The organism is Candidatus Phycosocius bacilliformis (assembly GCF_003112735.1).
Lineage (GTDB): Bacteria > Pseudomonadota > Alphaproteobacteria > Caulobacterales > Aquidulcibacteraceae > Aquidulcibacter > Aquidulcibacter bacilliformis.
The window spans coordinates 241,336-268,020 of record NZ_BFBR01000001.1; the positions used below are offsets into that span (position 1 = coordinate 241,336).

General features: G+C 57.1%; 24 protein-coding genes. 12 read left to right on the top strand and 12 right to left on the bottom strand.

The window, feature by feature from the left end:
- Window positions 1-2: 2 nt before the first annotated feature.
- The 6 genes from lpdA to PbB2_RS01310 all read right to left on the bottom strand — a co-directional run bounded on the left by lpdA (window position 3) and on the right by PbB2_RS01310 (window position 8,420).
- Window positions 3-1,406 (bottom strand): dihydrolipoyl dehydrogenase, encoded by a 1,404-nt coding sequence (lpdA, locus tag PbB2_RS01285; RefSeq protein WP_108983473.1) that lies wholly within the window; start codon window positions 1,404-1,406, stop codon window positions 3-5.
- A 109-nt stretch (window positions 1,407-1,515) separates the two neighbouring features.
- Window positions 1,516-1,950 (bottom strand): hypothetical protein, encoded by a 435-nt coding sequence (locus PbB2_RS01290; protein WP_108983474.1) that lies wholly within the window; start codon window positions 1,948-1,950, stop codon window positions 1,516-1,518.
- Between the two features lie 46 nt (window positions 1,951-1,996).
- Window positions 1,997-3,205: a 2-oxoglutarate dehydrogenase complex dihydrolipoyllysine-residue succinyltransferase gene (odhB, locus tag PbB2_RS01295; RefSeq protein ID WP_108983475.1), complete on the bottom strand. Its 1,209-nt coding sequence runs from the start codon at window positions 3,203-3,205 to the stop codon at window positions 1,997-1,999.
- Between the two features lie 75 nt (window positions 3,206-3,280).
- Window positions 3,281-6,268: a 2-oxoglutarate dehydrogenase E1 component gene (locus PbB2_RS01300; protein WP_108983476.1), complete on the bottom strand. Its 2,988-nt coding sequence runs from the start codon at window positions 6,266-6,268 to the stop codon at window positions 3,281-3,283.
- Window positions 6,269-6,397: 129 nt separating this feature from the next.
- Window positions 6,398-7,282 carry a succinate--CoA ligase subunit alpha gene (sucD, locus tag PbB2_RS01305; RefSeq protein ID WP_108983477.1) on the bottom strand — a complete coding sequence of 295 codons (885 nt, stop codon included), beginning with the start codon at window positions 7,280-7,282 and terminating at the stop codon, window positions 6,398-6,400.
- A 172-nt stretch (window positions 7,283-7,454) separates the two neighbouring features.
- On the bottom strand, window positions 7,455-8,420 hold the full coding sequence (locus PbB2_RS01310; protein ID WP_108983478.1) for an NAD(P)H-quinone oxidoreductase: 966 nt from the start codon (window positions 8,418-8,420) through the stop codon (window positions 7,455-7,457).
- A gap of 63 nt (window positions 8,421-8,483) precedes the next feature.
- Between PbB2_RS01310 and PbB2_RS01315 the strand changes: the two genes are divergently transcribed.
- A complete protein-coding gene (locus PbB2_RS01315) occupies window positions 8,484-8,672 on the top strand; it encodes a DUF1192 domain-containing protein (protein ID WP_108983862.1) in 189 nt (62 codons plus the stop codon).
- A gap of 203 nt (window positions 8,673-8,875) precedes the next feature.
- Window positions 8,876-9,406 (top strand): protease adaptor protein RcdA, encoded by a 531-nt coding sequence (gene rcdA, locus PbB2_RS01320; RefSeq protein ID WP_108983863.1) that lies wholly within the window; start codon window positions 8,876-8,878, stop codon window positions 9,404-9,406.
- Here rcdA and PbB2_RS01325 read toward each other — a convergent pair.
- The gene (locus PbB2_RS01325) at window positions 9,373-11,595 is read right to left on the bottom strand and encodes an ATP-binding protein (RefSeq protein WP_192576100.1); all 2,223 of its coding nucleotides are present in this window, start codon (window positions 11,593-11,595) and stop codon (window positions 9,373-9,375) included. The two genes, rcdA and PbB2_RS01325, sit on opposite strands and share 34 nt — an antisense overlap.
- Window positions 11,596-11,756: 161 nt before the next feature.
- Complete coding sequence (gene rpmE, locus PbB2_RS01330) at window positions 11,757-11,981, bottom strand: 50S ribosomal protein L31 (protein ID WP_108983480.1); 225 nt, start codon at window positions 11,979-11,981, stop codon at window positions 11,757-11,759.
- Window positions 11,982-12,187: 206 nt separating this feature from the next.
- On the opposite strand from rpmE, the gene PbB2_RS01335 reads away from it, so the two are divergent.
- From PbB2_RS01335 to PbB2_RS01350, 4 genes are read left to right on the top strand one after another with little or no spacing between them, the layout of a single operon-like run.
- On the top strand, window positions 12,188-14,038 hold the full coding sequence (locus tag PbB2_RS01335; protein ID WP_108983481.1) for an ABC transporter transmembrane domain-containing protein: 1,851 nt from the start codon (window positions 12,188-12,190) through the stop codon (window positions 14,036-14,038).
- Between the two features lie 11 nt (window positions 14,039-14,049).
- Entirely contained in the window at window positions 14,050-15,261 is a 1,212-nt protein-coding gene (locus tag PbB2_RS01340; RefSeq protein ID WP_108983482.1) for a strictosidine synthase family protein, read from the top strand.
- Between the two features lies 1 nt (window position 15,262).
- A complete protein-coding gene (gene pdeM, locus PbB2_RS01345; RefSeq protein ID WP_192576101.1) occupies window positions 15,263-15,970 on the top strand; it encodes a ligase-associated DNA damage response endonuclease PdeM in 708 nt (235 codons plus the stop codon).
- A gap of 39 nt (window positions 15,971-16,009) precedes the next feature.
- The gene (locus PbB2_RS01350) at window positions 16,010-16,321 is read left to right on the top strand and encodes a hypothetical protein (RefSeq protein WP_108983484.1); all 312 of its coding nucleotides are present in this window, start codon (window positions 16,010-16,012) and stop codon (window positions 16,319-16,321) included.
- A gap of 4 nt (window positions 16,322-16,325) precedes the next feature.
- Here the strand turns inward: PbB2_RS01350 and PbB2_RS01355 are convergent, their stop codons facing one another.
- The 4 genes from PbB2_RS01355 to sucC form a co-directional block, all read right to left on the bottom strand.
- Window positions 16,326-16,655 (bottom strand): DNA-binding protein, encoded by a 330-nt coding sequence (locus tag PbB2_RS01355; RefSeq protein ID WP_108983485.1) that lies wholly within the window; start codon window positions 16,653-16,655, stop codon window positions 16,326-16,328.
- Between the two features lie 5 nt (window positions 16,656-16,660).
- Entirely contained in the window at window positions 16,661-17,119 is a 459-nt protein-coding gene (locus PbB2_RS01360) for a hypothetical protein (protein WP_108983486.1), read from the bottom strand.
- 53 nt (window positions 17,120-17,172) lie between these two features.
- Entirely contained in the window at window positions 17,173-17,931 is a 759-nt protein-coding gene (locus PbB2_RS01365; RefSeq protein ID WP_108983487.1) for a glycosyltransferase family 2 protein, read from the bottom strand.
- 187 nt (window positions 17,932-18,118) lie between these two features.
- Window positions 18,119-19,321: an ADP-forming succinate--CoA ligase subunit beta gene (gene sucC, locus PbB2_RS01370; protein ID WP_108983488.1), complete on the bottom strand. Its 1,203-nt coding sequence runs from the start codon at window positions 19,319-19,321 to the stop codon at window positions 18,119-18,121.
- A 219-nt stretch (window positions 19,322-19,540) separates the two neighbouring features.
- Here sucC and PbB2_RS01375 point away from each other — a divergent pair, with 219 nt between their 5' ends.
- The 6 genes from PbB2_RS01375 to PbB2_RS01400 all read left to right on the top strand — a co-directional run bounded on the left by PbB2_RS01375 (window position 19,541) and on the right by PbB2_RS01400 (window position 26,599).
- The gene (locus tag PbB2_RS01375; protein WP_108983489.1) at window positions 19,541-20,998 is read left to right on the top strand and encodes a glycosyltransferase family 2 protein; all 1,458 of its coding nucleotides are present in this window, start codon (window positions 19,541-19,543) and stop codon (window positions 20,996-20,998) included.
- 60 nt (window positions 20,999-21,058) lie between these two features.
- The gene (locus PbB2_RS01380; protein ID WP_145959862.1) at window positions 21,059-21,238 is read left to right on the top strand and encodes a hypothetical protein; all 180 of its coding nucleotides are present in this window, start codon (window positions 21,059-21,061) and stop codon (window positions 21,236-21,238) included.
- A 96-nt stretch (window positions 21,239-21,334) separates the two neighbouring features.
- Window positions 21,335-22,525 (top strand): acyl-CoA dehydrogenase family protein, encoded by a 1,191-nt coding sequence (locus PbB2_RS01385; protein WP_108983864.1) that lies wholly within the window; start codon window positions 21,335-21,337, stop codon window positions 22,523-22,525.
- A gap of 9 nt (window positions 22,526-22,534) precedes the next feature.
- Complete coding sequence (locus tag PbB2_RS01390; protein ID WP_108983491.1) at window positions 22,535-23,647, top strand: acyl-CoA dehydrogenase family protein; 1,113 nt, start codon at window positions 22,535-22,537, stop codon at window positions 23,645-23,647.
- A gap of 109 nt (window positions 23,648-23,756) precedes the next feature.
- Window positions 23,757-24,881: an FIST signal transduction protein gene (locus PbB2_RS01395; protein WP_108983492.1), complete on the top strand. Its 1,125-nt coding sequence runs from the start codon at window positions 23,757-23,759 to the stop codon at window positions 24,879-24,881.
- Complete coding sequence (locus PbB2_RS01400) at window positions 24,881-26,599, top strand: ATP-binding protein (RefSeq protein WP_108983493.1); 1,719 nt, start codon at window positions 24,881-24,883, stop codon at window positions 26,597-26,599. Before PbB2_RS01395 ends, PbB2_RS01400 begins: the two co-directional genes overlap by 1 nt.
- Window positions 26,600-26,685: the final 86 nt, after the last annotated feature.

The window sequence follows — 26,685 nt, forward strand, 5'->3', positions numbered from 1 at the left end:
GTTTACATTTGCATGACCCAGCCGTCGACGGCCTTGCCAGCCTCTCGCATGGCTTCCGACATGGTGGGATGGGCGTGGCAAGTGCGAGCGATATCTTCAGCCGAAGCCCCAAATTCCATCGCAAGACAGGCCTCGCCAATCATTTCACCCACGCCAACCCCAATCATGTGGACGCCCAAAATGCGGCGGGTTTCAGCATGCTCGAGGATTTTCACAAAGCCATCAGTCTCATGATTGGTTCGTGCACGGCTATTGGCCATGAAGGGGAATTTGCCGACTTTATAGGGCGTCCCAGCGGTCTTGAGCTCTTCTTCGGTCTTGCCGACGCTGGCGACCTCGGGATTGGTATAGACCACGCCCGGAATGACATCAAAATTCACATGGCCGGGCAGGCCAGCGATGATCTCAGCCACTGCCGCCCCTTCCTCTTCAGCCTTATGCGCCAGCATGGGCCCATAGGTCACATCACCAATGACATAAATGCCAGGCGCGGTGGTCGCCCAATGTTGAGACGGAATGAAGCCGCGTGGATCGGTTGCAATGCCGACCGTCTCCAGCCCCAAGCCCTCAGTATAGGGTTTGCGGCCGATGGACACCAATACGACATCGGCGTCGAGCACTTTGCCTTCGCCGCCTTTGGCCGGTTCAACCGAGACTTTCACACCTTTTCCGGTGTTTTCAACACCCGTCACCTTGGTGCCCAATTCAAAGCTGATGCCCTGCTTCTTCAAGATGCGCATGAATTGGGTGGATACCTCGCCATCCATGGTCGGTGTGATGCGGTCTAGATATTCGACGACCGTAACTTCGGCCCCCAGACGCCGCCAGACCGAGCCCATCTCAAGCCCGATATAGCCCCCGCCAATCACGATCATCTTCTTGGGCACCTGTGCCAGTTTCAGCGCGCCGGTGGAAGAAACGATCCGCTCCTCATCAATGGTCACGCCGGGCAGTGAGAGAATGTCTGACCCAGTGGCAATCACGATATTGCGTGTCGCCAAGCCTGACACCGTGCCATCAGCTGCGGTCACCTCAACCTGACCAGGACCGGCGATCCGCCCGGTACCGACCAGATAGGTGATCTTGTTCTTCTTCATCAGGAATTCGACACCCTTGGTCAGGCCGTCAACCGCATCATCCTTCTGCGCCAGCATTTTGGCGAGGTTGAGCGAGACACCTGTCACCTCAATGCCCATGTCAGCAAAATGATGCTGGGCCGCTTCATAGGCTTCTGAGGCATGCAAGAGCGCTTTGGAGGGAATGCAGCCGACATTCAGGCAGGTGCCGCCCAAGCGACCGCGCTTTTCGATGATGGCGGTCTTCAAACCCAATTGGGCCGCGCGGATTGCGCAATTGTAGCCGCCTGGCCCGCCCCCGATAATGACGACGTCAAACTGATCTGCCATGATGGATGCTCCTGCTTGGCTTGATTGGCTGTGGTGGTCTTACGCCCCTTGCCTGGCCAGTACCACCGATGAATGATTTGATTTCTGCAATCCCGCCCCCTGCCCGTGCTCAACCCAGTCGCCCGTTCAGCGTCATGATGAGGAAGAGCGTCAAGCTGGCCAATAAGGCCAGACATTGAGCGGCATCGACCAAGCGTTCGGTTTGCGTCGTCTGCGACAGGATGGGCTTTATGTCCCGACAGGTCATGAACAACAAGCAATCGATCGCTAAGGCAAAGCCCAGCGCCCAAAAGGCCAATGCGCTGGAAAAGGCCAAGGCGACCAGCGTGGTCACCAAAGCCCCAATCGAAACGCGCCAGGCAAGCGCCCGCGAGCCCATTGCATAATTGACCATGAGTTCGAGGTGATGACGCGGGGTTTCGGCGAAAACCTCCGGCATAGGCCCATCACCTTCCAGCACTTTGGTGACCTGGCTGGCCAACCACAGTCCCAGAATGCTGGAAACCGCATATAAGAAGATAATGATGCCAGCCAGCGTCAGCATTCAGCCTGTCCACTTAATCGGGCCAAGGTCAGTGCTCCTATCTGGATCAGATATCCAACAGCATGCGCTCTGGATCTTCCAGACATTCCTTCACGCGAACAAGGAAGGTCACTGCCTCTTTGCCATCGACGATGCGGTGGTCATAAGACAAGGCCAGATACATCATCGGGCGGATCACGATCTGGCCACCGACAACCATGGGCCGATCTTGGATCTTGTGCATGCCCAAAATGCCCGATTGCGGGGCATTCAGGATCGGCGTGGACATCAGCGAACCATAAATGCCGCCGTTGGAAATGGTGAAAGTACCACCCTGCATATCCTCAATGCTCAACGCGCCATCGCGGGCCTTTTTGCCCAGATCGGCAATGCCTTTTTCAATCCCGGCCAGACCCAGATCATCAGCATGGCGCAGCACGGGAACAACAAGCCCCTTATCCGTGCCCACAGCCACGCCGATGTCATAGAAGTTCTTGTAGATGATGTCGGTGCCATCAATCTCAGCATTGACCGCCGGCACATCCTTGAGGGCAACGATACAGGCTTTCACAAAGAAGCTCATGAACCCGAGCTTTGCGCCATGCTTCTTCTCAAACACATCCTTATAGCGATTGCGGACAGCCATCACATTGGTCATGTCGACCTCGTTGAACGTGGTCAGCATGGCCGCAGTATTCTGGGCATCTTTTAGGCGCCGCGCGATGGTTTGGCGTAGGCGCGTCATCTTCACCCGCTCTTCACGCGGGCCAAGAGCACGTGGGGCCGAAGGGGCGGCCACAACAGGTGCAGGGGCTGCTGCCAAAGCAGCAACGGCAGCCAATGCGTCGCCTTTGGTGATGCGACCATCCTTGCCGGTGCCGGTGACCGAAGCCGGCGACAAACCAGCCGTCTCCATCGCCCGGGCCGCGGCTGGCATGGGTGCATGGTTGCTGGCCGAAGCGGGCGCAGCAACAATCGGGGCTGGTGCGGGCGCGGGGGCTGGTGCGGCAGGGGCAGCAGCGGGTGCAGCAGCTGCGCTTGCACCGGCTTCAACCCGGCCGATCACGGTGCCGGGTGTGACATTGGTACCTTCGGCCGCCAAAATCTCAACAAGGACCCCATCGGCGGGTGCAACCACCTCAAGCGCGACCTTATCGGTCTCAATTTCGACCAAGAGCTCGTCCTTCTTGACCGCGTCACCAGCCTTTTTCGACCAAGAACCGATCGAGCCTTCGGCTACGGATTCACCCATCACGGGAACGACGATATCGAGCATAAATCCTCCAGCGGAGTCACATGTTTCAGATGGGGCACAACACCCCGGCTTGGTTCATTCAGGGCCGAGGCCACTTTATCCGTAAGTCATTGCCTCATTGAGGAAAGTCTCAAGTTCGCGAATGTGCTTTTTCATCAGGCCTGCGGCGGTGGATGCCGAGGCTGGACGACCAACATAGGATGCACGCTTGGCCTTCGACTTGGTTTTGCTCAGAACCCATTCGATATTGGGTTCCATAAAATTCCAAGCCCCCATGTTCTTCGGTTCTTCCTGACACCAAATCACCTCAGCATTCTTGAAGCGCGACAATTCGGTGATCATCGACTTGGCCGGGAAAGGATAAAGCTGCTCGACCCGCAGGATCACCACATCGGTGAGCCCACGCTTTTCGCGCTCTTCAAACAGGTCATAATAAACCTTGCCCGAACACAGGATAACGCGCTTGATCTCGCTATCTGGCTTAAGCTGGATGGTGGTGGTGTGGGGTTGATAATGGGCATCATCCCACAAAATGCGGTGGAAGGACGAGCCAGGCCCCATTTCGGCCAAGGTCGACACGCAACGCTTGTGGCGCAACAACGATTTAGGCGACATCACGATCAACGGCTTGCGGAACTGGCGATGAATCTGGCGGCGCAGCACATGGAAATAATTGGCCGGGGTGGTGCAATTGACCACCTGCATATTGTCTTCTGCACACAATTGCAGGAAGCGCTCCAAGCGGGCCGAGGAATGTTCCGGACCTTGGCCTTCATAGCCATGGGGCAACAGCATCACCAAGCCACTCATGCGCAGCCATTTGCGCTCGCCTGAGCTGATGAATTGGTCGATCACCACTTGGGCACCATTCACAAAGTCGCCGAACTGGCCTTCCCACAAGGTCAGGCTGTTGGGTGCTGACAGTGAATAGCCATATTCATAGCCCAGCACCGCCTCTTCCGACAAAGCACTATCGATCACTTCATAGGCAGCCTGGGTGGGGGAGATATTGTTTAGCGGCGTATAGCGCTGCTCTGTCACCTGATCGACAAAATGGCTATGGCGATGCGAGAACGTCCCGCGGCAGGAATCCTGCCCTGACAGGCGGACCGGGAAACCTTCATCGAGCAAAGAGGCAAAAGCCAAATGCTCGCCCATAGCCCAGTCCAAGCCTTCACCGGTTTCAATCATTTTTTGCCGGGCTTGCACCACACGTTCCACGGTCTTGTGGATATTGAGATCGGCCGGGATCGTGGTGATTTTCTCACCCAATTGCTTGAGTTTTTCGATGGACACATTGGTGTCACCGCGACGGTCTTCACCTTCTGGCAAGCCGAGACCAGACCACACGCCATCCAGCCAGTCGGCCTTATTGGGCTTATAGGTTTTGGCCGCCTCAAACTCCTGCTCGAGGAAAGCCTCGAATTCCTTGACCTCAGCCTCAACCTCTGCGGCACTGATGATGCCCTGCTCGATCAGGCGGGCAGCATAGATTTCCCGCGTGGTCTTTTGGTTCTTGATCTTGGCATACATGACCGGATTGGTCATGGTGGGGTCATCGCCTTCATTGTGGCCAAAACGGCGATAGCAGAACATGTCCACCACCACATCTTTGGCAAATTTCTGGCGGTATTCGGTGGCCACTTTCGCGGCAAACACCACAGCCTCAGGATCATCGCCATTCACATGGAAGATAGGGGCGGCGACCATCAAAGCCACATCGGATGGATAAGGCGAAGACCGCGAGAAGCGCGGCGCTGTGGTAAAGCCAATCTGGTTATTCACGATCAGATGGATGGTGCCGCCGGTGCGATGGCCACGCACGCCCGAAATGGCAAAACATTCTGCCACCACGCCTTGCCCGGCAAAAGCAGCATCGCCATGCAATAGAAGCGGCATGACCGCCCGGAACTGATCGGCCTTTTCCGGACCATGACTCATCATTTTGGCCCGACATTTGCCCAGCACCACCGGATTGACGATCTCAAGGTGCGAGGGGTTCGGCGTCAGCGACAAATGCACGCTATTGCCGTCAAAGGCCCGGTCAGACGACGCCCCCATGTGATATTTCACATCGCCCGATCCATCGACATCATCGGGTGTGGCAGAGCCACCTTGGAACTCGTGGAAGATGACGTGATAGGGCTTACCCATCACCGCAGACAAGACATTCAGGCGGCCCCGGTGCGGCATGCCCAACACCATGTCCTTCACACCCAGATTGCCGCCGCGCTTGATGATTTGCTCCATGGCGGGGATCAGGGCTTCACCACCATCAAGTCCAAAACGCTTGGTACCAGGGAAGCGCTTGTGCAGGAATTTCTCAAAGGTCTCGGCCTGGATGACCTTGCTTAGAATGGCGCGCTTTCCCTCATTGGTGAACGCAATACTCTTGTCCGGGCCCTCGATACGTTCTTGCAGCCAAGCTTTTTCAGCCGGGTCTGAAATATGCATGAACTCTATGCCGACTGTGGAACAATATGTGCGGTTCAGCACATCCAGCATTTGGCGGGGCGTGGCATATTCCATTCCCAGCACAAAATCGATGAATATCGGCCGGTCCATATCCTCTGGACCAAAGCCATATGTCTCGGGTTGCAATTCTGGCTGAGGCTCACGACCCTCATCCAGACCCAAGGGATCGAGGCGGGCGGCCAAATGGCCGCGAATCCGGAAGGCGCGGATCATCATGAGCGCGCGGATTGAGTCGCGCGTGGCGCGCAGCACATCGGCTTCAGATACAGCCTTGCCTGCTGCCTGAGGGGCAGCGGCAGCCTTGTCGGCGATTTTCTTTTCAAGCTTGGGCTCAATCAGCGCCCAATTTCCATCCAGCGTGGAGACCAGTTCGCCAATTTCGGATTTCGGCCAATCTTGTCGCTTCCAGCTTGGCCCTGCCGCGGCACGTTGCGCATCACCACCTGCATCGCCCATGCCGGCAAAGAAGGCCGCCCAAGACGCATCCACAGAGGCCGGATTGGCGGCCCATTTGGCATATTGCTGCTCAATAAAGACAGCATTCCCACCATAGAGGAACGACGTATCGAGGAGAGCGGAATTGTGCGCGCTGCGCATGTCGTCTGCCATTAGCCAAACCGTCCAGTTTTCGGGACGGTCGGTCAGGGCGAAGGAAGTCGGCCTTGCCCGGCCGTCACATGATTATTCTATAGCGTCATTCGCGTGCGAGGCGACTGCTTTATACAAGTCTAAAGCACATCAACCCTTAAGAACTTCCAACAAAGTCGAGCCCAAAGCTGCAGGTGAGGGTGCTACACGAATACCTGCTGCTTCCATGGCCGCGATCTTGTCCTCTGCGCCACCCTTGCCACCGGCAATAATGGCCCCAGCATGGCCCATGCGACGGCCTGGAGGCGCGGTGCGCCCGGCGATAAAGCCTGCCATCGGCTTTTTGCGACCCTTTTTGGCCTCATCAGCGATGAATTGAGCGGCATCTTCTTCTGCACTGCCACCGATTTCCCCGATCATGATGATCGACTGGGTTTCGGGGTCTGCCAAGAACATCTCCAGCACATCGATAAACTCTGTCCCCTTGACGGGGTCACCACCAATGCCGACCGCAGTTGTCTGACCAAGACCAGCATTGGAAGTCTGGAACACGGCCTCATAGGTCAAGGTGCCCGAACGCGACACAATGCCAACATTGCCCTTCTTGAAGATCGACCCTGGCATGATACCGATCTTGCACTCATCTGGGGTCAGAACACCCGGGCAGTTAGGCCCGATCAGACGGGACTTTGACTTTTCCAGTCGGCTCTTGACCTGCACCATATCGGCGACGGGAATGCCTTCGGTAATACAGACAATCAGCTCAATCTCGGCTTCAATCGCCTCAATGATGGCAGCCGCAGCACCGGGAGGCGGCACATAAATGACCGTAGCATCAGCGCCCGCGCCGTCTTTAGCTTCTGCGACCGAATTGAACACGGGCAAGCCCAAATGTGTCTGGCCGCCCTTACCGGGGCTGACGCCACCGGTCATGCGGGTGCCATAGGCGATGGCCTGTTCGGAATGGAAGGTACCGTTCTTCCCGGTGAAACCCTGACAAATCACCTTGGTTTCTTTATTGATCAGGATCGACATGAGGCCCTCGGTTCGCAGTAAAGATTGTGGCCGCCGTGTTAGCGCAGCCTGCTCCACTTGCAAACCGAAAGAGGCGGTAATCTGGCAACGAATCTCACCTGAGACCCCGGACCAGATGTCGCACCACACAAACAAGACAGGCCAAGCGGCCAAGCACGGGGGTGATCGGCCCTTAACCTGCGACTTTCAGCATGATTTTGCCCGCATGGGCGTTAGCCTGCATTTTCGCTTGAGCTGCGTCGGCATCTTCAAGCTCAAACACAGAATCAATGAGCGGGCGGACCTGGCCGCCAGCCACCCAAGGCCAAACATGGGTTTCCACCGCACGCGCCAAACGTGACTTCTCCGCCACTGTTCGGGCGCGCAAAGTTGATCCAGTCAGGGTAAGCCGCTTGAGCATCAAGGCCATCAGATTCAGCTGGACTTGCGGGCCCTGTAAAAAGGCAATTTGCACACACCGGCCATCCAATTTCAGACAATCCAAATTCTGCTGAACATAAGGCCCGCCAACCATATCGAGAACAACATCGACCCCACCGTCGGCCTTGATAATCTCCACAAAAGATTGGGTCTGATAATCAATCGCCACATCTGCTCCCAATGTGGTGCACAAAGCAGCTTTCTGCGCCCCACCGGCAGTGGCGTAGACTTTTGCGCCATGCGCCTTGGCCATTTGGATGGCGGTGGTGCCAATCCCGGAAGCCCCACCATGGACCAGAAAATGCTCTCCCGGCTGCAAGGCTGCACGCTCAAACACATTGGCCCAAACCGTCAGGACAGTTTCGGGGAGTGCTGCAGCTTCAAGCAAACTCAACCCGTCAGGTATGGCCATACAACAACCCTCATCCGCCCACGCGTAATCAGCATAACCCCCACCGGGCAGCAGCGCACAAACCAGATCACCCGGCTTCCAGCGCGTGACACCTGGCCCAATGGCAACAATTTCACCCGAACATTCCAGACCCATGGTCTGCGGTGCCCCCGGTGGTGGCGGATAGGCACCCATGCGTTGAATCAAGTCCGGCCGATTGATCCCGGCATAGGCAATCTTGATGAGCACCTGACCCGGCCCTGCGACTGCGCGATCAATCAGGGCAAGTTCGAGCGCAGCTCCAGCGGGTGCAACAACAGCGCGCATCTTGTCGTGGGGGACTGTCAAAATTGGGACTCCGGTGCCAGAATGGGAATGAGGAGGCCAGTCATGATCGACGATGATCCATTCGCCAAGTCCGTTCCCCAGTCTGTCCGGCTGGAGGATCTCTCCATTCGAGAGTTACAAGAGCGGATTTCAGACCTCGAGGCGGAAATTCGGCAGATAAATGACCTGATTAAGGCAAAAGAAGGCAGCAAAAAGGCAGCAGATTCCTTTTTTAAGACGCCCCCAGGCTGAGAACGGCACGCGCCTTGCTGTGAGGGCGCCAAGAAGCATGGTGCTTCGCTGGCCTGCGCGTTCTGCGTGCGTGTTCGGAACCCGGCCCAGCAGTGTCGAATAATATAGGGCTGACTGCCCCCAAAGGGGCGGATCGGACCAAAGACTTGGCCTGTGGAAAAATGCGGGCTAAAGTCAAAACCAAGAGAAGGGCGAGCAGCCGAATGTTGACGGACGTTTCAAAACAAACTTCGGGTCAGAAAACAGCCTTTGACCGCATCGCCGACTTTGCCGAGTCGGATATTTTCGAGCGTATGTTCCGCGAAGGCATGGACCTTGTGGAAGAAACAGCCGCCTATTTAGATGGCGACGGCCGTCAGGAAGCCAAAAATCTCGAGCGCGCCTCTGCCTTGGCCTATGCGTCGGAAAGCATGCGCTTGACCACCCGCTTAATGCAATCAGCGTCATGGCTCTTAGTGCATCGCGCTGTGCGTGAAGGTGAAATGTCAGCGCGTGACGCCCACGATCCAAAATATCGTTTGGGGGCACGCACCGTCTGTGCGGCCAACAATCCGCCCGCCGCACTCTTGCCAGAACGTCTGTTGGATCTGTTGGAGCGGTCGCGCCGTCTGTATGAGCGGGTCGACCGGATCGAAGCCAGCTTGTTTGATGCCGCCGACACCCCGCCAGAAAACCCTGTATCAGCGCAATTGATGCGTCTTCAGGCCGCTTTGGCAGGACCACACGGCGCATAAGCGCCGCCATTCTGCAACTCGCACAAGGAAATCGCACTCTCGATGGCTGCCAGCAAGGTGGGCAGATGGATCGGCTTTGGTGCGTGCGCATCCGCACCGGCTTCCAATTGGGAATCGACTTGATGCTGGAGGGCGTTGGCGGTCAAAGCCACGATGGGAATGCGCATGCGCCCTTCAACCATTTCTTGGCCCCGGATCGCTCGGATTGCACTGGCTCCATCCATGACAGGCATTTGCATATCCATCAGAATGACCTCGTATGGGCCATTCTGCCAGGCTTCCACAGCCTCCTTCCCATTGAGCACGAAATGGAGATCAATGTCGAAACTGCCCAATAGTGCCTGCAATACAGTTTGATTGGTCTGATTATCCTCGGCGACCAGAATGCGCATCGCTTTGGTGCGGGTTTCGGGATCGTCTTTAGCTTCCGCCAGTGCGAGTGAGCCCGCATCCCCCAGCAACGGAATATCCTCAGCGGGACTTGGAATGACTTTCAGCGGCAGAATACATGTAAAGACTGACCCGACATTGACCTTACTTTCCACCTCAAGACGGCCATCCATCGCCTCCACCATGGCGCGGGCAATCGACAGACCCAAGCCTGTACCACCGTAAAGCCGGGTGTGCGATGAATCGGCTTGGGTGAATTTTTCAAACAGAAGGGCAAGACGGTCTTCGGGAATCCCAATCCCCGTATCGGCCACCTCCATGATCAGTTCCTGCCTCGGGCCTTGCCGGATACTGATTGCGACTTGGCCTTGCTCGGTAAATTTGATGGCATTGGAGACCAAGTTGAAGAGGACCTGACGCAAACGGCCAAGGTCGCCAACCCGCCAGTCCACGGCGAGGGGATCAATATTGACCGTTAATTGAATATTCTTGGCGGTGGCTTGGGATTCAAACAAATCACGGGCTGAACTGACCAGCTTCTGGGGCGAGAAGGGGATGGCCTCCAACTCGATCTTTCCGGCCTCAATCTTGGCCATGTCGAGAATATCATTGAGCAACATCAGAAGGATTTCGCCGGAGTCGATCATGACCGACAGCATTCGGCGCTGATCATCTTTCAGCTCAGTGGTGGTCAGCGCCTGGGCCATGCCAATCACGCCATTCATCGGGGTGCGGATTTCATGGCTCATCATCGCCAAGAAGTCTGATTTGGCCTTGGCAGCATGTTCGGCACGCACCCGGGCCAGGGCATTTTCCTTAAACACACTCAAAGCCCGCGCCATCCCGCCAATCTCGTCCGCGCGCCCTTGATAGGGTGGGTCGATGGTGAAGTCGGCCTCGGCAACCTGGCGCATCGCTTTGGTCAATTGCCCCAAAGGATGGACCACGCCGTCGCGAACAAACATCAAAACGCCCAAGAGAGCGATCAAAAACATCCCAAAAGCTGTGCCCAGCACACGATCCTGATCGGTTCGCAAACGAGCGATACGCACCTCAAGGCCGTGGATCATTTCCTGGTTGGCAAGCTTGACTGTGCTCAAGACTGCGTCACGGGCCGCCTGCGCATGGTCATGTGCGCGGCTGGTCTCTGGATCGTTAACCAGAAGATCGAGCTTGGCCGCCATGTCGGCGCGACGCGCTGCCAGTTCAAGCTGACTTTTGCGCGCATTGGTCGATACCCGGATGGCATCATCCATCGACGCCTCAATCAATTTGGTCCGCGCGTCCAAATATCCCTGATGCTTGGCAACCAGCAGCGCAAATGAGCGATCGGGTCGTGGACTTGGCCGGTCGGAGAAGGCTTTTGCCGACCCGAAATAGCTGATTTGCTCGATTAAGGGTGTCGCATTCAAGCCGACAGTTTGAATGAAGTAGAAAGTGCGCAGCTCTGTGTCGAGAATGAGGTTTGAGCCTTCAACAACGCGTGTGAAATGGCGCTGGCTGGCCCCAAGGGCGTCGCGGATCCGAGCAGGGTCGTAGGTCGACATCGCCTGCAACTCACCAACAGCTTGCTTGAGCGCGGCATAGTCATCGCCAAAGCGCAGATTGGGCGGTGCCCGCAGTCGTGCTTGTGAAACAGCATCAAGAGCCTTGCCGAGATCAGGCGAGACGGGCTGGCCCGCGGCAATGGCCGCTGCTGTATCGGCCATTTCAGCATGCAAATCCAAAAGCGGATCAAGGAACACAGCGCCCGACAATTCAGCGCGGGTAAAGTCAATCTCTGCGTCCTGCCGGACCACCAATTGCCAGGTTACAAAACAAACCGGTAGCGCAAATAAAATGAACGCAAGCGCAAGTCTGCGTGCAATCGATGTCGATACAAATGAGAAAAGCGCCCGGAGCATACCGAGCGCTTTAACAGAGTGAAGTAAGTATCCCGTTAAATCAGCCGGGAAAATGCCTATTTCTTGATAAAGCCGGCAAACTTGTCTTTGAAGCGCGCCACGCGGCCACCGCGGTCAAGCAACGTGTTGGTCGAGCCGGTCCAAGCAGGGTGCACGCTGGGATCGATGTCCAGCGAAAGGCTCTTGCCTTCTCCGCCCATGGTTGAGCGGGTCTTGTAGGTCGTGCCATTGGTCATCACGATCGTGATGAAGTCGTAATTAGGATGTGTGTCGGCTTTCATCGTCTTGTCCTTCGCGCAGGCCAGCCACTGGCGCGCGATGCTGAGGGCGGCTGTGAACCAAATAGAGCGGCGCGGTTAGAGGAAAATCGCTTCAGAGTCTAGTGCGCCAAGCAGGTTGTTCGCACTGATTGGTCGAACTGGAACTGGCTTCACTTTAACTGCTGAGTCTGTTTTCCCTGTGCCTCGCGCGTGCTAACTGCCTGCCCATGACTGATACCCCCGCCAGCCGCGCCGCTGAGGATCGCCCCAGCCGCGGTGCCCTGCAAGCAGAATTGACCGCTGATGCCGCCGCTAAACGCGGGCGCAGCTCTGACCTGCGCCCCTTGCTGCGCCTTTTGCCCTATATCCAACGCCGGAAGATGGATCTGGCTTTTGCGGCCCTGTTCCTGGTGTTGGCGGCAGCTGCGACCTTGGCTTTGCCTGTTGCCGCGCGCGCTTTGGTTGATCGTGGCTTTGCGACCGCGACACCTGAGGCCGTCAATCGATGGTTTGTGCTCTTGGTCGGGGTGGCATTGTGCATGGCGATTTTTTCAGCCTCGCGCTTTTATTTTGTCACCAAATTGGGCGAGCGGGTCGTGGCAGACCTGCGGGCGGATGTCTATGATCGGTTGATCAGTCTGTCGCCTGCCTATTTTGCCCGCGTGCGGACAGGCGAGGCCTTATCGCGTCTTACCGTAGACGCCACATTGATCGAGTCTCTGGTGGGCTCGTCGGCATCCATTGCCGTGCGAAATCTCGTTATGCTGGCTGGCGGTCTGTCGATGATGGTCGTCACAAGCCTCAAATTGACCTTCATGGTGCTCCTGATCATTCCCATCGTCTTGATCCCGCTGTTTACCATCGGGCGACGGGTGAGGGCTTTGTCCACCACTGCCCAAGACCGGGTAGCCGAAGCTGCCGCTGAGGCTTCTGAAAGTATTGATGCGGTTGAAACGGTTCAGGCTTTTGGCCGCGAGACCTATGCGCGCGATCGCTTTCGTCAAGCCGTGGAAGCAAGTTTTGCCGCTGCCCGACGCCGGATTGCTGCCCGCAGTTTCATGACGGCGGTCGCGATTGGGATCGTATTTTGCGGCATTTCCTTTGTGCTGTGGGAAGGCACCAACATGGTGCTGGCCAATACCATGACGCCGGGCGCACTGACGCAATTTGTCATTCTGTCAGTCCTCACCGGATCGGGTGTCGGCGCGCTGGCCGAAGTCTGGGGAGATGTGCAAAAGGCAGCCGGGGCAACCCAAAGATTGTCAGAAATCCTCGATGAGGTGCCCGAGATTGCTGCCCCTGCCAATCCGGTGGACCTGCCCGAGAATGTACCGGGCTTGGTGGCGTTCAAAGATGTGGTTTTCTCCTACCCCAGCGATGGCGCGCGCAGTGCCCTCAAAGGTGTAAGCTTCGAGGTTAAGCCCGGCCAGACCGTGGCCATTGTCGGCCCGTCAGGGGCTGGCAAATCAACCCTGTTCAAGCTGCTCTTGCGTTATTATGACCCAGCCGCGGGATCCATCCATCTTGACGGCGTGGATGCGCGCGACACTGACCCCCACGCGTGGCGGCAGCGATTTGCCTATGTCTCTCAAAATCCTGACCTCTTCACCGGGACCGCGATGGACAACATATTGTTTGGGCAAGAGGGAGCAGGCAGTGACGCCGCCGAAGCTGCAGCGCGCCGTGCCGAAGCTGAGCCCTTTATCCTGTCGCGGCTGGGCGGCTACGACAAACCGATTGGCGACCGCGGACGTGCTCTCTCGGGTGGAGAGCGTCAGCGTCTGGCCATTGCGCGTGCGCTGGTACGAGAAGCCCCGGTTCTTTTGCTAGACGAGGCCACCAGCGCGCTCGATGCCGAAAACGAAAGGCTGGTCCAAAAGGCCTTTGATGAGGCCATGGCCAATCGCACGACTTTGGTAATCGCCCATCGTTTGGCCACCGTGTTGCGGGCCGATTGGATCATTGTGTTGGAAGATGGCCAAGTTGCCGAGCAAGGCACACATAATGATCTTGTGGCCAAAGGCGGCCTTTATGCGAGGCTCGCGCGCTTGCAATTTGAAACCCAGATAGAGGCTTAAACGTCGCAATCATGAAACCGTCGCAAATCATCTTGCTCAGCGGAGTTGCCCTTGTTGGCATCCTATCCTTCACTTGGTTTCGCACGGCCGCCCGCTCAGGCGAATTCACCACATTGGTCCCTGTGTTTGACGGTTCTTGCCAAGACATATCCGGCATGCCCGGCGCTGAAGACCTGGCCATCGACCGCCAAGCTGGGCGTATCTATGTCTCATCCGATGATCGGCGTGCTGCGGCACAGGGTGCACCTGTCCGTGGCGCGATTTACGCCCTGTCGGCGGCTGATCCTGTCAAGGCGGTGGACCGCAAGGACTTAACGGGCGGCCTACCCGCTGCCTTCCATCCGCATGGTCTATCACTTTACCGCGGCCCTGACGGCACATCGACTGTCATGGTGGTCAATCACCCTAAGGGCGCAACCGATTACACGGGCACGCAAGTTGAAATTTTCGACGTGCAAAGCGACGGCATGCTGAAGCTGCGCCGGTCTGTGGCACTTCCTGGTGTCACACGAATTAATGACATTGCCGCCACGGGGCCCGACAGCTTTTACGCCACCAGTGAAAGCGATTTGGCGCGCGGCTCCTTTGCTGAAAGCCTTGGCTATATCCTTGGCAATGATCGGACCGGGGCCATCTGGTATTTCAACGGCAGCAAGGCCAGCAAACAAGATACGGGCTTAGGCTTTGCCAATTCGGTTGCTCTGTCCAATGATGGCCGCACACTTTATGCCAGCGCCACGATCAGCCGCAGTATCTTTATCTATGACAGGGACCCCGCCACGGGGGCGCTGAAACGCCGCGACGGGGCTTTGCTGGGCACTGGCGTGGATAATCTGGATGTTGATCCTGAAGGCATTGTTTGGATTGGAGCGCATCCAAAAATGCTGACGTTCATTCAACATGCGGGCAATCCGGCAAAGGCTTCGCCAAGCCAGATCTTGATCCTTGAGCCTGCCGCCTCAGGCAAAGGCGGGGCGATTGACCAAGTCTATCTCAAGGATGGTAGTGATGGTTTTTCCGGCGCGACCGTGGCGGTACGCACAGGCTCAACCATGGTGATGGGTAGTGTGTTTGAAAAGTCCGTTCGGGTCTGCCAATTGCCGAAAGTATGGCGTCAATCCCAATCTCATCCGGCCCAGCGTCTCCTGGATCCCGAACGGGACGAGTTGAAGAAGGAAGCCGAGAAAGCAACCAAGGCTGAGAGCGGCGGGGTCAGCAAATAAGGTGGCACCGCTGACAGGTGGTCATCATTTCATCCTTCATGAAACCCCGGTTGTTGCCCTGCCGGATGCAGCGCTGTTCTTGCCCCGCAGCGCCACTCTGATTGTGTCAGATCTCCATCTTGAAAAAGGTTCAGCCTTTGCAGCCCGCGGAATGATGTTACCGCCCTTTGATACGGCCGAGACTCTGTCGCGGCTGGCGGTTCTAATCGATCAGCTCAAGCCCGCGACGCTGATAGCACTTGGCGATAGTTTCCATGATCTTGGTGCCGATCTACGCCTCAGTCTGGCGGATCGTGAACGGCTTGAAGAGCTGGTAAGCCGTGTACAGATGATCTGGATTGAAGGTAATCATGACCCAGCACCGCCTGACTGGATTGCGGGTTTGCGTGTCCAGGAATGGGGCCATGACGGGCTCTATTTCCGTCACGAGCCCAGCGGGGAAGTTGCCGGTGAAGTGGCGGGCCATCTCCACCCTTGCGCGCGCGTCAATGGCAGGCGCGGCGGCAGTGTCAGGCGGCGTTGTTTTGTCACCGATGGCCGCAGTCTGATCATGCCAGCTTTTGGGGCCTTTACTGGCGGATTGAACCTGTTTGATCCTGCTTTTTCAGGGCTTTTCCAAGGCCCGATCCATGCACTGATGGCGAGTGGCGAGGGACCACGGGCCAAGGTTCACGCCATTCATACCAGCAAGTTAACGCCATCAATCTAGATCGACCAAAACTGGCACAGGGTCTGCGACGCGCAGACCATGAGCGCCCTACTTCCCTATGCAGCCAGCCCGGTTGTGCCATATCGGCACAGGGTAACGGCTGTTCCAGCAGTGGAACCTGTACAGGAAGCGCTTCACCGTGCGGGTCAAGATGACACAGGCCACCGGACACGATCAGCCAATGCCTCAGACCGGGTGCGCTACGATGCCAATAGCGCGGCAGCAGCCTTTGCCATTCATGTCCTGATGGAGGCAGGCTTGGCCGGAGAAGACCCCTTCGCCAATTTGCGCGGGTCCAAAGCCTATAAGCCGCGTCGTCTTCTTCCGCCGCGCTTGCGTTTGATTGCCTGATCGCTCAGCGCAAGAGTGACTGCGCCTCAAGCGCCATTAATCGGGCTTCAAGCAAAGCAACCTTGCGCTCCAGAGCGTCGATCCGGGCCTGTTCGGCCAAGCGGGGTTGCGGCACGGGGGTCGAAATCCCGCAGCGATTGGCAATCTCAACAGGATCAGCCTTGAGCAGAAGTGCCAAAATCTCGACCTCACGGGCGTCGACTTCACGCTGATCCTTGAAGACCAAAGCCAGATCTTGTGCGGACAAACCCAGTGCGTGAGCCAGATCATCCGTAGACAGATTAAGTGCGGCTAGCCGCGCATTGAACCAGGCTGCATCAAAGAAAAGCGCCATGGCGCTCAATCTCCATAAGCATCCCCGCCCCCGCCGCCACGACCGCCCGATGGCGCATTGGCGATGTTGAAAATCACACCACCAATCATGTCGAGCCAACACATCAGTGTCAGCAAGAAGAAAGTCGACGTGGCAAAGGCCTCAAACACCAAGAACGCACCCGCACAACACAGCGCCAACAAGACCGCCAGCGTATGGTGGATGATGGCATAACGGCTGACCCCCACCCCGCGCGTGAGCTCAAAGAACAGAATAAACAGACCCAGCATCAGCAACAGATCGCCACCCGACACAGCCCAAGGCGCGCCAGATGGCATGGTCAGCACAAAAGCGCCTCTTTCCATGGCCTGTGTGAAGATATCTGGCCCGCGTGTGGCGGCGGTAATGGCCGCAAAGAAGGCGTAGATCACGACCGGCACGGTCAGGATCGGCACCATCTCGAAAATCCGACGTAATACCATCATCGCAGCGAATCACCCCGTCATCCATCGGCCGCGCGGGCAGAGTGAACCCAAGCTCACCATTCGTCCACATGGCCGTAGTCACGTCGGCGCGTCCGCAGCCAAATCACACCGAAAAGATCCGTCAGGGCCGCCAGCAAGCGGCCGAGATTTGTGTATTTCGACATGCCCGTCGACCGATGCCGATGGTTGACTTCAACAAACTCGGCCAGCGCCCCTTCCCGCTGCACCAATGCAGGCATGTAGCGATGCATATGGTCGAAATAGGGCAGGCGCATAAACAGGTCGCGGCGCACGACCTTAATGCCGCAGCCGGAATCATCCGATCCATCTTTCAACAGGGCTTGGCGGACATGATTGGCCAGACGCGACGCGATCTTCTTGGCTTGGCTATCTTGGCGCTTGACCCGGCGGCCACCCACAAAGCCCAGTTCCTTTGGGGCGTCGGCCCGGTTGAGTTGCTGGAGCAACTTTGGCAGATCAGCAGGATCGTTCTGGCCGTCCCCATCTAATGTTCCGATCACCGGTGCCCGTGCAGCTATGACACCATTCATGATCGCTCGGCTCTGGCCGGCATTCTTGCGATTGGCCAGGACACGTAGGGCTGGATATTCAGCTTTCAGTGCCTGCAATTTGGCGAGCGTGTCGTCACGAGAGGCATCATCGACAAAAATCATCTCATAGGCCCAGCCATCAAGGGCGGCCGCAATCTCGCCCACCAGACTGGCCACAGCCCCACTCTCATTGTGAACGGGGACCACGACGGAGATATCAAGGGGCTCTTTGGAAGATGGGGGTGGCTGTGATGAAGACATGAACGGGCTTTAGCGCGGCACGCCGCCGAGGGCTAGGTGGCACCTCATGAAAGGCATGGGGTTCGCGCGGCGCTTGGGCCATAGGGCTGACCAATGGTCAGAGCGGCAGAGCCGACTTTGGACACCACGCAAGATGACGCAGGGAGGCCACCGCCCCCCTTGCTGCTCATCATGGCACAGTCGATTGTTAAGCCGCTTTACGGACGGCTGCGACGATCTTCTGGGCGGCATCGGCCAGATCATCAGCAGGAACAACTGCCAGACCGCTGTCGCGCAGGATTTTCTTGCCCAACTCGACATTGGTGCCTTCCAGCCGCACCACCAGCGGGACTTTCAAGCCCACGTCGGTTACGGCTGCCACCACGCCTTCTGCAATCACGTCACAGCGCATGATACCGCCGAAGATATTGACAAGAATGCCCTTCACGGCCGGATCAGCCGTGATGATTTTGAACGCGGCGGTCACCTTCTCGCGGGTGGCACCCCCGCCCACGTCGAGGAAGTTGGCAGGCTCTTCGCCATAGAGCTTGATGATGTCCATGGTCGCCATCGCCAGACCTGCACCATTGACCATGCAGCCGATTGTGCCGTCGAGCGCAATATAGGCCAGATCATATTTGGAGGCCTCAATTTCCTTATCGTCTTCTTCCGACAGGTCGCGCATGGCGGCCCATTCGGGGTGACGGAATTCCGCGTTGGAATCAAAGCTCATCTTGGCATCTAGGCAGACGAGCTTGCCAGTACCTTTTTCAACGATCAGCGGGTTGATCTCGCACATCTCCATGTCGCCCTTGGTGAAGGCGGTATAGAGCTTCACGCACAGATCATGGCATGCGTCTGCTTGGTCTGAGTTAAGATTCAGCGCTTTTGCCACCGCGGCGCTATTGGCAGGGGTCACCCCGGTCGCCGGATCGATGACGATGGTTGAGATTTTTTCAGGCGTGTCATGGGCGACGGTTTCAATGTCCATACCGCCGGCTTCGGACGCCACAAAAGCGACCCGGCCTGTGCCACGGTCAACCAGAACCGAGAGATATAATTCCCGATCAATATCTGCGCCGCCAGCGATATAAAGCCGCTGGACTTGCTTACCGACCGGGCCGGTTTGGACAGTCACCAAAGTATTCCCCAGCATATCCTTGGCATGGGCAGCGACTTCATCGAGATTAAAAGCCAGTCGCACACCGCCCTTGGCTTCTGGTGGCAATTCTTTGAACTTGCCCTTACCGCGGCCACCGGCATGGATCTGGGACTTCACCACCCACATCGAACCACCCAGCTTTTGAGCAGCGGCCTTGGCTTCATCTACCGAGAATGCGGCAATACCTGGTGGCACGGGCAAGCCATACTGGGCGAGGACTTCTTTGGCCTGATGTTCATGGACGTTCATGGATGGATTGCCCCTTGTGCCGTGCAAAACTACTGGCCCGCTTCTAGCCAGCCCTGCGCAGCCGCGCAACCGCCTGATCCACCCCAGAGGGTGGCAATCCCAGCGCCAGTCACCGCAACCATAAATTACTAGACAGGTATTGGTTTGATTCGGTTTTCTGGCTTCGGCGATCTTGTATCGTGACGGAGTTGTGTCTGTCGCCGCATGAGGTGAGACACAATGACGCTCAAAGCTTGCGCCAATCCAGACCCACAGGCCGTCCAACAGGCTGTGGCCAAGGCCTTGGTTGCACTCGCCAAACTGGACCCAAATTTGTCATCGGCCCGGCCAGCCGGACGAACCGTGTCGACCTTGATCATTTTGTGTCTTGTCCTGGCTCTTCTCGGCCTACTCAAGCCACTGAATTTGAGTTGGATTTCCACCATTTTATTGGGTCTAGGGGTACTCATGGCTCTGTTCCGCCTTTGGGCCTGCCTTCAGCCAATAGCCGAGCTCTCACAGCCAATAACTGACCCGAAACAGAACTGGAAAGACACGCACATACCGATCTGGACGGTTCTGATTGCCCTTTATCGCGAAGCCAGCAGCGTTCCCGATCTCGTCAACGCGCTCATGGCGCTTGATTGGCCACCAGAGAAGCTGGAAATCATCTTTGCCTGCGAAAGCGACGATTGGGCCACTCACCGTGCCCTGAGCAAATGCAGCCACTTGCTGTCATTTCGCGTCATAAGCCTTCCACCGGGAGGACCACGCACAAAGCCACGTGCCTTGCAAACAGCCCTTCCCTTTTGCCAAGGGCGCTTTGTCACAGTTTATGACGCCGAAGACCGGCCGGATCCGGCCCAGATACGGGCTGCTTTTCAGGCATTCCAGACAGGGCCAAGAAATCTGGCTGTCGTTCAGGCCCCTTTGGTGGTGTGGAACGCAAGCGAAAGCTGGATCAGTCGACAATTTGCCCTTGATTATGCGGTCTGGTTTCGTGTTGTGTTGCCTGCTTTGAACAAGCTCTCAGGCCTCCTTTTGCTGGGCGGAACCTCCAATCATTTCAAGATTGCGCATTTGCGCGCGGCGGGCGGATGGGACCCTTTCAATGTCACGGAGGATGCCGACCTTGGTATTCGGCTGGCGCGCCTTGGTTTTTGTGCCAGCCTGATTGCACCGCCGACGCTTGAGGAGGGCACACCGACGCTGAGCGGCTGGGTACGTCAAAGGGGCCGCTGGATCCAAGGCCATATTCAAACCTTCAGCTTGCATCTGCGACAGCCGATAAAACTGACACGGCAATTGGGAGTCCGCGGCTTGCTGGGCTTCTATCTCGGCTTAGCAACCGGGCCACTGCAAGCTGTCATCTGGCTCATGGCGGGTTCAATGACACTCAGCCTGTCTTTGCAAATCGGCCCGCAACAAGCCTTTATGTGGCATGGGCTGATGTGGCTGATCCAAGTCCTTGTCAGTGCTGTCGCGATCCAGCGCGATGGAAGGATGGGCCTGTGGTGGGCTTGCCTGACCTGGCCACTTTACCAGCTCTGTCAGATTCCGGCGCTGTTTCGGGCGCTGTGGCGCATCTATCTTTCACCGTCATTTTGGGACAAAACCAATCATGGTCCCGAGGCACGATTGAAACGTGGCAACACCCCGGTCAATCTTCCAGACGGCAAGCAACCCCAAACGGGCTAAACACCGACCGCGACATTTGGCATGGACTGGACACCCACCCTTATCCTGCTTGCCATCGGCATGGCAGGTTTTGCTTTTGCTTCTTGGCGCGCGTCCAGACCTGCCGTCTTCGGCAAGGTCCGCCTTATCCCGTGGACGACCCTTTCACTCATCTTTGCTGTGCTGAGCTTGTTCATGCTGGTGCATGTCGTGAACTTGTTGGGCTTTACCACCGGCTCTCAGAACATGGGCTTTCGCTAAAGCTGACAGCCTGCGAGGGCTAGCCAGACTTGGCCTGCCACACTAAGACTATGGTAACGCCCGTCAGAGGCGACCCTACAGGTGAGCGGAGGCATCATGACAGATCTCGAGACGTTCCGGCTGGAAACCCGTGCTTGGCTGGAAGCCAATTGCCCCCCATCCATGCGTACCCCTATGCCAGAAGGTGAAGCCGTCTGGGGCGGACGCAATGCCACGTTTAAGAACCCCGATGCCAAAGCCTGGTTGGATGCCATGGCATCAAAAGGCTGGACTGCACCGACTTGGCCCAAGGCCTATGGCGGTGGTGGCCTCAACAATGATGAAAACCGCATCCTGCAGGATGAGTTACGCCGCATTCAGGCCCGCCCGGCCCTGTTGTCATTCGGGATTTGGATGTTTGGGCCTGTGATCCTGGAATTTGGTACAGAAGAGCAGAAACAAACTTATCTGCCTGACATGGTTCATGGTCGGACCTGGTGGTGCCAAGGCTATTCCGAGCCCGGCGCGGGCTCAGACCTTGCAGGCCTGCAAACGCGTGCCGTCTTGGATGGCGATGATTATGTTGTGGATGGTCAAAAGGTGTGGACCTCCTACGCCAATCATGCCGATTGGATGCTGTGTCTTGTGCGCACCGAACCCAATGCGCCAAAACATGAGGGGATTTCGGTTCTCTTGTTCGACATGAAGACGCCTGGTGTCGAGGTGCGCCCGATCAAGCTGATCTCAGGGGCATCGCCATTTTGCGAAACCTTCTTGACCAATGTACGCGTGCCCAAGTCCCAGATGCTGGGCCCGCTCAACCGGGGTTGGGATGTCGCCAAGCGCATCCTGCAATTTGAACGCACCAATATCTCGGCCTCGGGTTTTGGCAGCGGAGCCGGGCTTGATCTGGTGGAGGCCGCCAAGGACTCAATTGGGCTTGATAATGGTAAGCTCGCCAATACCGATCTGCGATCGCGCATCACCCGCCAGCGCATGTATGAGCGCGCCTTCCACCTCACCATGCGGCGCGGCCAAGAAGAGGCCAAGGCCGGGGCTGAAGTTTCCCATTATGCTTCTGTCCTGAAGATTGCGGCAGCCAAGCTTAATCAGGATAAGACTGAATTATTGGTCGAAGCTCTGGGTATGGGGGGGCTTGGCTGGGAAGGCGAGGGCTATCGTCCGGAGGCACTGAAAGCCACGCGCGACTGGCTGCGTGCCAAGGCCAATTCAATTGAAGGTGGCACGTCCGAAGTCAATCTCAATATCGTGGCCAAGCGCGTACTTGGCCTGCGCGACCATCAATAGGGGGAAGACATGGCTTTTGCATTAAACGAAGACCAGACCCTGTTGAAAGATGCCGCCGATGGCTTCTTTGCTGACAAAGCACCCGTTTCGGCTTTCCGGAAATTGCGTGATGGAAAACAGACCTTAGCCCCTGATTTGTGGGATGAAATCGGTGCCATGGGCTTTACCGGCGCGCTGATCCCTGAGGCGCATGGCGGCTCAGACATGGGGCTTCGGGCGATGGGGCTGATTTTGGAAGCCCAGGCGAGAACTTTGGGGACCTCACCTTTGTTCCAAACTGGCCTGATGGCGGCTATGGCGGTGAAATTGGCGGGTACAGAGGCGCAGAAAGCGGCCTATCTGCCAAAGATCGCCAGTGGCGAGGTCAGTTTCGCGTTTGCCCTCGATGAGGGTGCCCATCACGCCCCCGACAAGATTGCCACCACAGCGGTAAAGGCTGCCCAAGGCTGGACCCTGTCAGGGACAAAGCGCTTTGTTCCAGATGGCAGCCATGCGGCTATCCTCATCGTGCTGGCCCGCCTCGATGACGGTCTTGCGGCTTTCCTGGTGCCCGCAGACGCCCAGGGTATTAGCAGAAAGCCACTTTCTGGGGTGGATTCCCGCGATCTGGCAGATATTGATTGCGAAGCCGTCTCTGTCGATGCCGACGCCTTGCTGGGTGGCGGGCCGCTAGACCCAGCCACACTTGACCTCATCTTGGACTATGGCCGCGTCGGCATTGCGTGTGAGATGATGGGCCTTATTGGCGCAGCCTTTGACATGACCCATGATTATCTCAAGACGCGGACCCAATTTGGCCAGCTGATCGGCTCGTTCCAAGCCCTTCAACATCGGGCCGCCACAATGTTGGTGGAGATTGAATTGACGCGCTCCTGTGTGGTTGCTGCCATCGACGCAATCGAACGCGGCAAGGGTGTCGGTGAGGCCGTCAGTTTGGCCAAAGCCCGTGCGGGCGATACGCTCCAACTGGTGACCAATGAGACCATCCAGATGCATGGCGGCATTGGCATGACGGATGCCCATGACAGCGGTCTTTATCTGAAGCGGGCACGGGTTCTTGAAGCCGTCTACGGATCAAGTGCCTTTCACCGCGATCGGTGGGCCAAACTGAACGGCTACTAGAGATTACCCCGACCAAAGATGGTTTCTGACCGAGTCCCGCAACGAAATATCAATGTGTTTCGGGTATTAAGTGTACAGATTTTGCATCAGGTCACGTCAGGGGTGAAACATGCGCCATCAGGTTCTGCACTTTGAAAATGGCAGCTGGCAACTTCCAGAGGACTTCGAAAGTCAGGCTTACGAAGTCGCATTTGTTTTCCTTGATCCAGAGATAGCTCGGTCAACTGAGGCGTTTTCAACGCTCAGCGCCTTGATGCCGAATACGCAAGTTATCGGCTGCACCACCGGCGGGGAGATTGCCAATCGCCAAGCCTATGTTGGGGGTGGCTTCGCGGCCTGCTTGGGTTTCGACAATGTGAGCGTGCAAGTCGTGGAAGCCGATATTGGGGCAGCCAGTGAAAGCGCAGCCCTGGGCGAAAAGCTGGCCGCCAGCTTTACCGGTGGCGATTTGGCTGGGGTCTTCATTGTCTCAGACGGCGCACGGGTGAATGGATCGGCTTTGGTGGAAGGGTTCCGAAAAATCCTAGGGCCACATGCATCCATTAACGGCGGCCTGGCCGGAGATGGCGATCGCTTCGGGGAGACACTCGTGGGCTATCGCGGTGCCTTGGCACCGGGCAAAGTTGTCGCGGTTGGCTTCTTCGGTAGCGGGCTAAGATTGCGGACCGGCTCATTCGGTGGCTGGGAAGTTTTTGGCCCGATGCGCAAAATCACCAAATCTGATGGCAATACGCTTTACCAGCTCGACAACAAGTCTGCTCTTGAGCTTTACAAACGCTATCTGGGCGATGAGGCCGACAAGCTGCCTGGATCGGCTCTCTTTTATCCGCTCCAAGTCAGCAATCCCGCAAACCCCGCCGACACAGTGGTTCGCACCATCTTGGGAATTGATGAGACGACAGGTGCCATGACCTTTGCCGGCGACATGCCCGAGGGTTGGACCGCGCAATTGATGGTCGGCGAAACCAATGGGCTGATCGAAGGGGCTGGCAAGGCAGGCCTTGCTGCCGCTGGCGGCAGCGCAGATAGCTTTGCCATGTTGGTGTCCTGTATTGGACGGCGACTGCTTTTGGGCCAACGGGCAACTGAGGAAGTACGGGCCGTGGTTGACGCTCTGGGCGGTATCGCCCACGCAGGCTTTTATTCCTATGGAGAGATTTCACCCAATGGGTTCCAAGGCACTTGCAATCTGCACAATCAAACCATGACCGTGACGGTGTTTGAGGCAGCCTAATGCATAGCCTGCTGGCGCGCCAAATCGAACTGTGCACGGGCCCGGATGGCACACTGGATCAGGAACGTTTCTACGCCCTGGTCTCGTCTGCCTATGACGACGATGCACGCGCGCGCCACAGACTGGAACGCTCCATCACGCTGATGTCGGAAGAAATGGCTGAACTCAATGCCCAGATTGCATTGGAAGCACGCCAAACCCTGACACGCTATATTCTGGAGTCCCGTGACGCCCTGATCACATTGGATGACGACAATTGCATCGCTTTGATGAACGGGCCCGCTGCGCACGCATTTGGGATCGAGAATCCCCGCACTGTTATGGGTCTGCCGATTGATCGCTTTTTGGACCCTAAGGAGCTGCGCGAGGGGCAAGTCAGCAATTTTTCTGGCCGCCATTCTGCAGGCCATGACGTGCCTTTCTCGGCAACATTCAGTGTTGGCCGGGTGGATGGCAGCGTCTTCCGTATCATTGCTCTGCGCGATGAAACCGAAAGGCGCGCCCGCGAAGCTGCCCTTGAAGTGGCCAAACAAACAGCCGAACATGCCAATGAGGCCAAATCGAGCTTCTTGGCGATGATGAGCCATGAATTGCGTACCCCGCTCAATGCGCTGCTGGGGTCTGCTGAATTGATGGCCCGGACCAAACTGGACGAAACCCAAGCCAATTATGTCCGCATGTTCAATGAAGCCGGGCGCTTGATGATGGCGATGGTCAATGATGTGCTGGATTATGCCAAGATTGAGGCCGGCCAACTTGAGATCGAGCAGCATCCCACCAGCCTGCGCCAAATGGCCCGCGAGATTGAGACTTTGTGGGGGCCTCATGCGGAAACCAAGGGCCTAACACTGACGATTGACGCCGCCGGGCTTGATCAGGACATGGTGATTGGCGATCCCACGCGACTGCGCCAAATCGTGTTCAACCTGGTGTCCAATGCCGTGAAATTCACAGTCACCGGCGGCGTGACGATCCGGCTGCGCAGCAAGACTGAGGCCCGGAAGTGTCATGTCATTATCGAGGTGATTGATACTGGCGTAGGCATACCTGCCGACCGACAAACATCGATCTTCAAAGCCTTCATCCAAGCCGACAGCACCATTACGCGCCGTTTTGGAGGCACGGGACTCGGCCTTGCGATCGCCAAGTCCCTAGCCCAGCAGATGCAGGGTGATCTGACTGTGACGTCCCAGCCTGGACAGGGTTCAACCTTCCAGTTTGAGGCGCATTTTGAGGCCTCCGATGAACAGGAATTGGTGATCTATGAAGCAAATGGCCCAAACGAGATCGCCCGTCCGCTACAAGTCCTTGCTGTCGACGACAATGACCTGAACCGTCAAATCCTGGCTGCCATGCTGGATTTGTGGCCGGTGGAAACAAGTTGGGCCACCAATGGTGTGGAAGCCTTGGAAGCCATGGCGCTGCGCGCCTTTGATGTTGTGCTGATGGATGTGCAGATGCCTGTGATGGACGGCCTGACTGCAACCCAGCGGGTTCGGGCTGGCAGCGGGCCAAACCGGGACACCCCCATCATCGCCTTGACCGCCAATGCGCGTCAGGAAGATCGGACCCAGTGCATGGCTGCTGGCATGACGGACTTTGTCACCAAGCCGATTAGTGCGGAATCTTTGGCCAATGCATTGATCCGCGCAACCCATGCCCCAGAGGCTGCACATGCCGACGCAGGCACACAACCCTACCTGCACGCATTGGCATAGGCCTTTCGCGTAGGGCCTGAGCGCAGATTAAAGCCTTGAAGGCCCACCCCGCCCCCTCTACACAGAAGACCTGCTCGATCGGGCTC

Bases quoted from the DNA above. Each gene is read 5' to 3' on its own strand.
- PbB2_RS01335 (WP_108983481.1), top strand. From the start codon at position 12,188: ATGACTGATACCCCCGCCAGCCGCGCCGCTGAGGATCGCCCCAGCCGC.
- sucD (WP_108983477.1), bottom strand. From the start codon at position 7,282: ATGTCGATCCTGATCAATAAAGAAACCAAGGTGATTTGTCAGGGTTTC.
- PbB2_RS01300 (WP_108983476.1), bottom strand. From the start codon at position 6,268: ATGGCAGACGACATGCGCAGCGCGCACAATTCCGCTCTCCTCGATACG.
- PbB2_RS01400 (WP_108983493.1), top strand. From the start codon at position 24,881: ATGCATAGCCTGCTGGCGCGCCAAATCGAACTGTGCACGGGCCCGGAT.
- rcdA (WP_108983863.1), top strand. From the start codon at position 8,876: ATGTTGACGGACGTTTCAAAACAAACTTCGGGTCAGAAAACAGCCTTT.
- PbB2_RS01290 (WP_108983474.1), bottom strand. From the start codon at position 1,950: ATGCTGACGCTGGCTGGCATCATTATCTTCTTATATGCGGTTTCCAGC.
- PbB2_RS01355 (WP_108983485.1), bottom strand. From the start codon at position 16,655: ATGGCGCTTTTCTTTGATGCAGCCTGGTTCAATGCGCGGCTAGCCGCA.
- PbB2_RS01395 (WP_108983492.1), top strand. From the start codon at position 23,757: ATGCGCCATCAGGTTCTGCACTTTGAAAATGGCAGCTGGCAACTTCCA.
- PbB2_RS01385 (WP_108983864.1), top strand. From the start codon at position 21,335: ATGACAGATCTCGAGACGTTCCGGCTGGAAACCCGTGCTTGGCTGGAA.
- rpmE (WP_108983480.1), bottom strand. From the start codon at position 11,981: ATGAAAGCCGACACACATCCTAATTACGACTTCATCACGATCGTGATG.
- PbB2_RS01350 (WP_108983484.1), top strand. From the start codon at position 16,010: ATGAGCGCCCTACTTCCCTATGCAGCCAGCCCGGTTGTGCCATATCGG.
- PbB2_RS01375 (WP_108983489.1), top strand. From the start codon at position 19,541: ATGACGCTCAAAGCTTGCGCCAATCCAGACCCACAGGCCGTCCAACAG.
- PbB2_RS01360 (WP_108983486.1), bottom strand. From the start codon at position 17,119: ATGATGGTATTACGTCGGATTTTCGAGATGGTGCCGATCCTGACCGTG.
- PbB2_RS01315 (WP_108983862.1), top strand. From the start codon at position 8,484: ATGATCGACGATGATCCATTCGCCAAGTCCGTTCCCCAGTCTGTCCGG.
- PbB2_RS01380 (WP_145959862.1), top strand. From the start codon at position 21,059: ATGGCAGGTTTTGCTTTTGCTTCTTGGCGCGCGTCCAGACCTGCCGTC.
- PbB2_RS01340 (WP_108983482.1), top strand. From the start codon at position 14,050: ATGAAACCGTCGCAAATCATCTTGCTCAGCGGAGTTGCCCTTGTTGGC.
- PbB2_RS01310 (WP_108983478.1), bottom strand. From the start codon at position 8,420: ATGCGCGCTGTTGTTGCACCCGCTGGAGCTGCGCTCGAACTTGCCCTG.
- lpdA (WP_108983473.1), bottom strand. From the start codon at position 1,406: ATGGCAGATCAGTTTGACGTCGTCATTATCGGGGGCGGGCCAGGCGGC.
- PbB2_RS01365 (WP_108983487.1), bottom strand. From the start codon at position 17,931: ATGTCTTCATCACAGCCACCCCCATCTTCCAAAGAGCCCCTTGATATC.
- PbB2_RS01390 (WP_108983491.1), top strand. From the start codon at position 22,535: ATGGCTTTTGCATTAAACGAAGACCAGACCCTGTTGAAAGATGCCGCC.
- sucC (WP_108983488.1), bottom strand. From the start codon at position 19,321: ATGAACGTCCATGAACATCAGGCCAAAGAAGTCCTCGCCCAGTATGGC.
- odhB (WP_108983475.1), bottom strand. From the start codon at position 3,205: ATGCTCGATATCGTCGTTCCCGTGATGGGTGAATCCGTAGCCGAAGGC.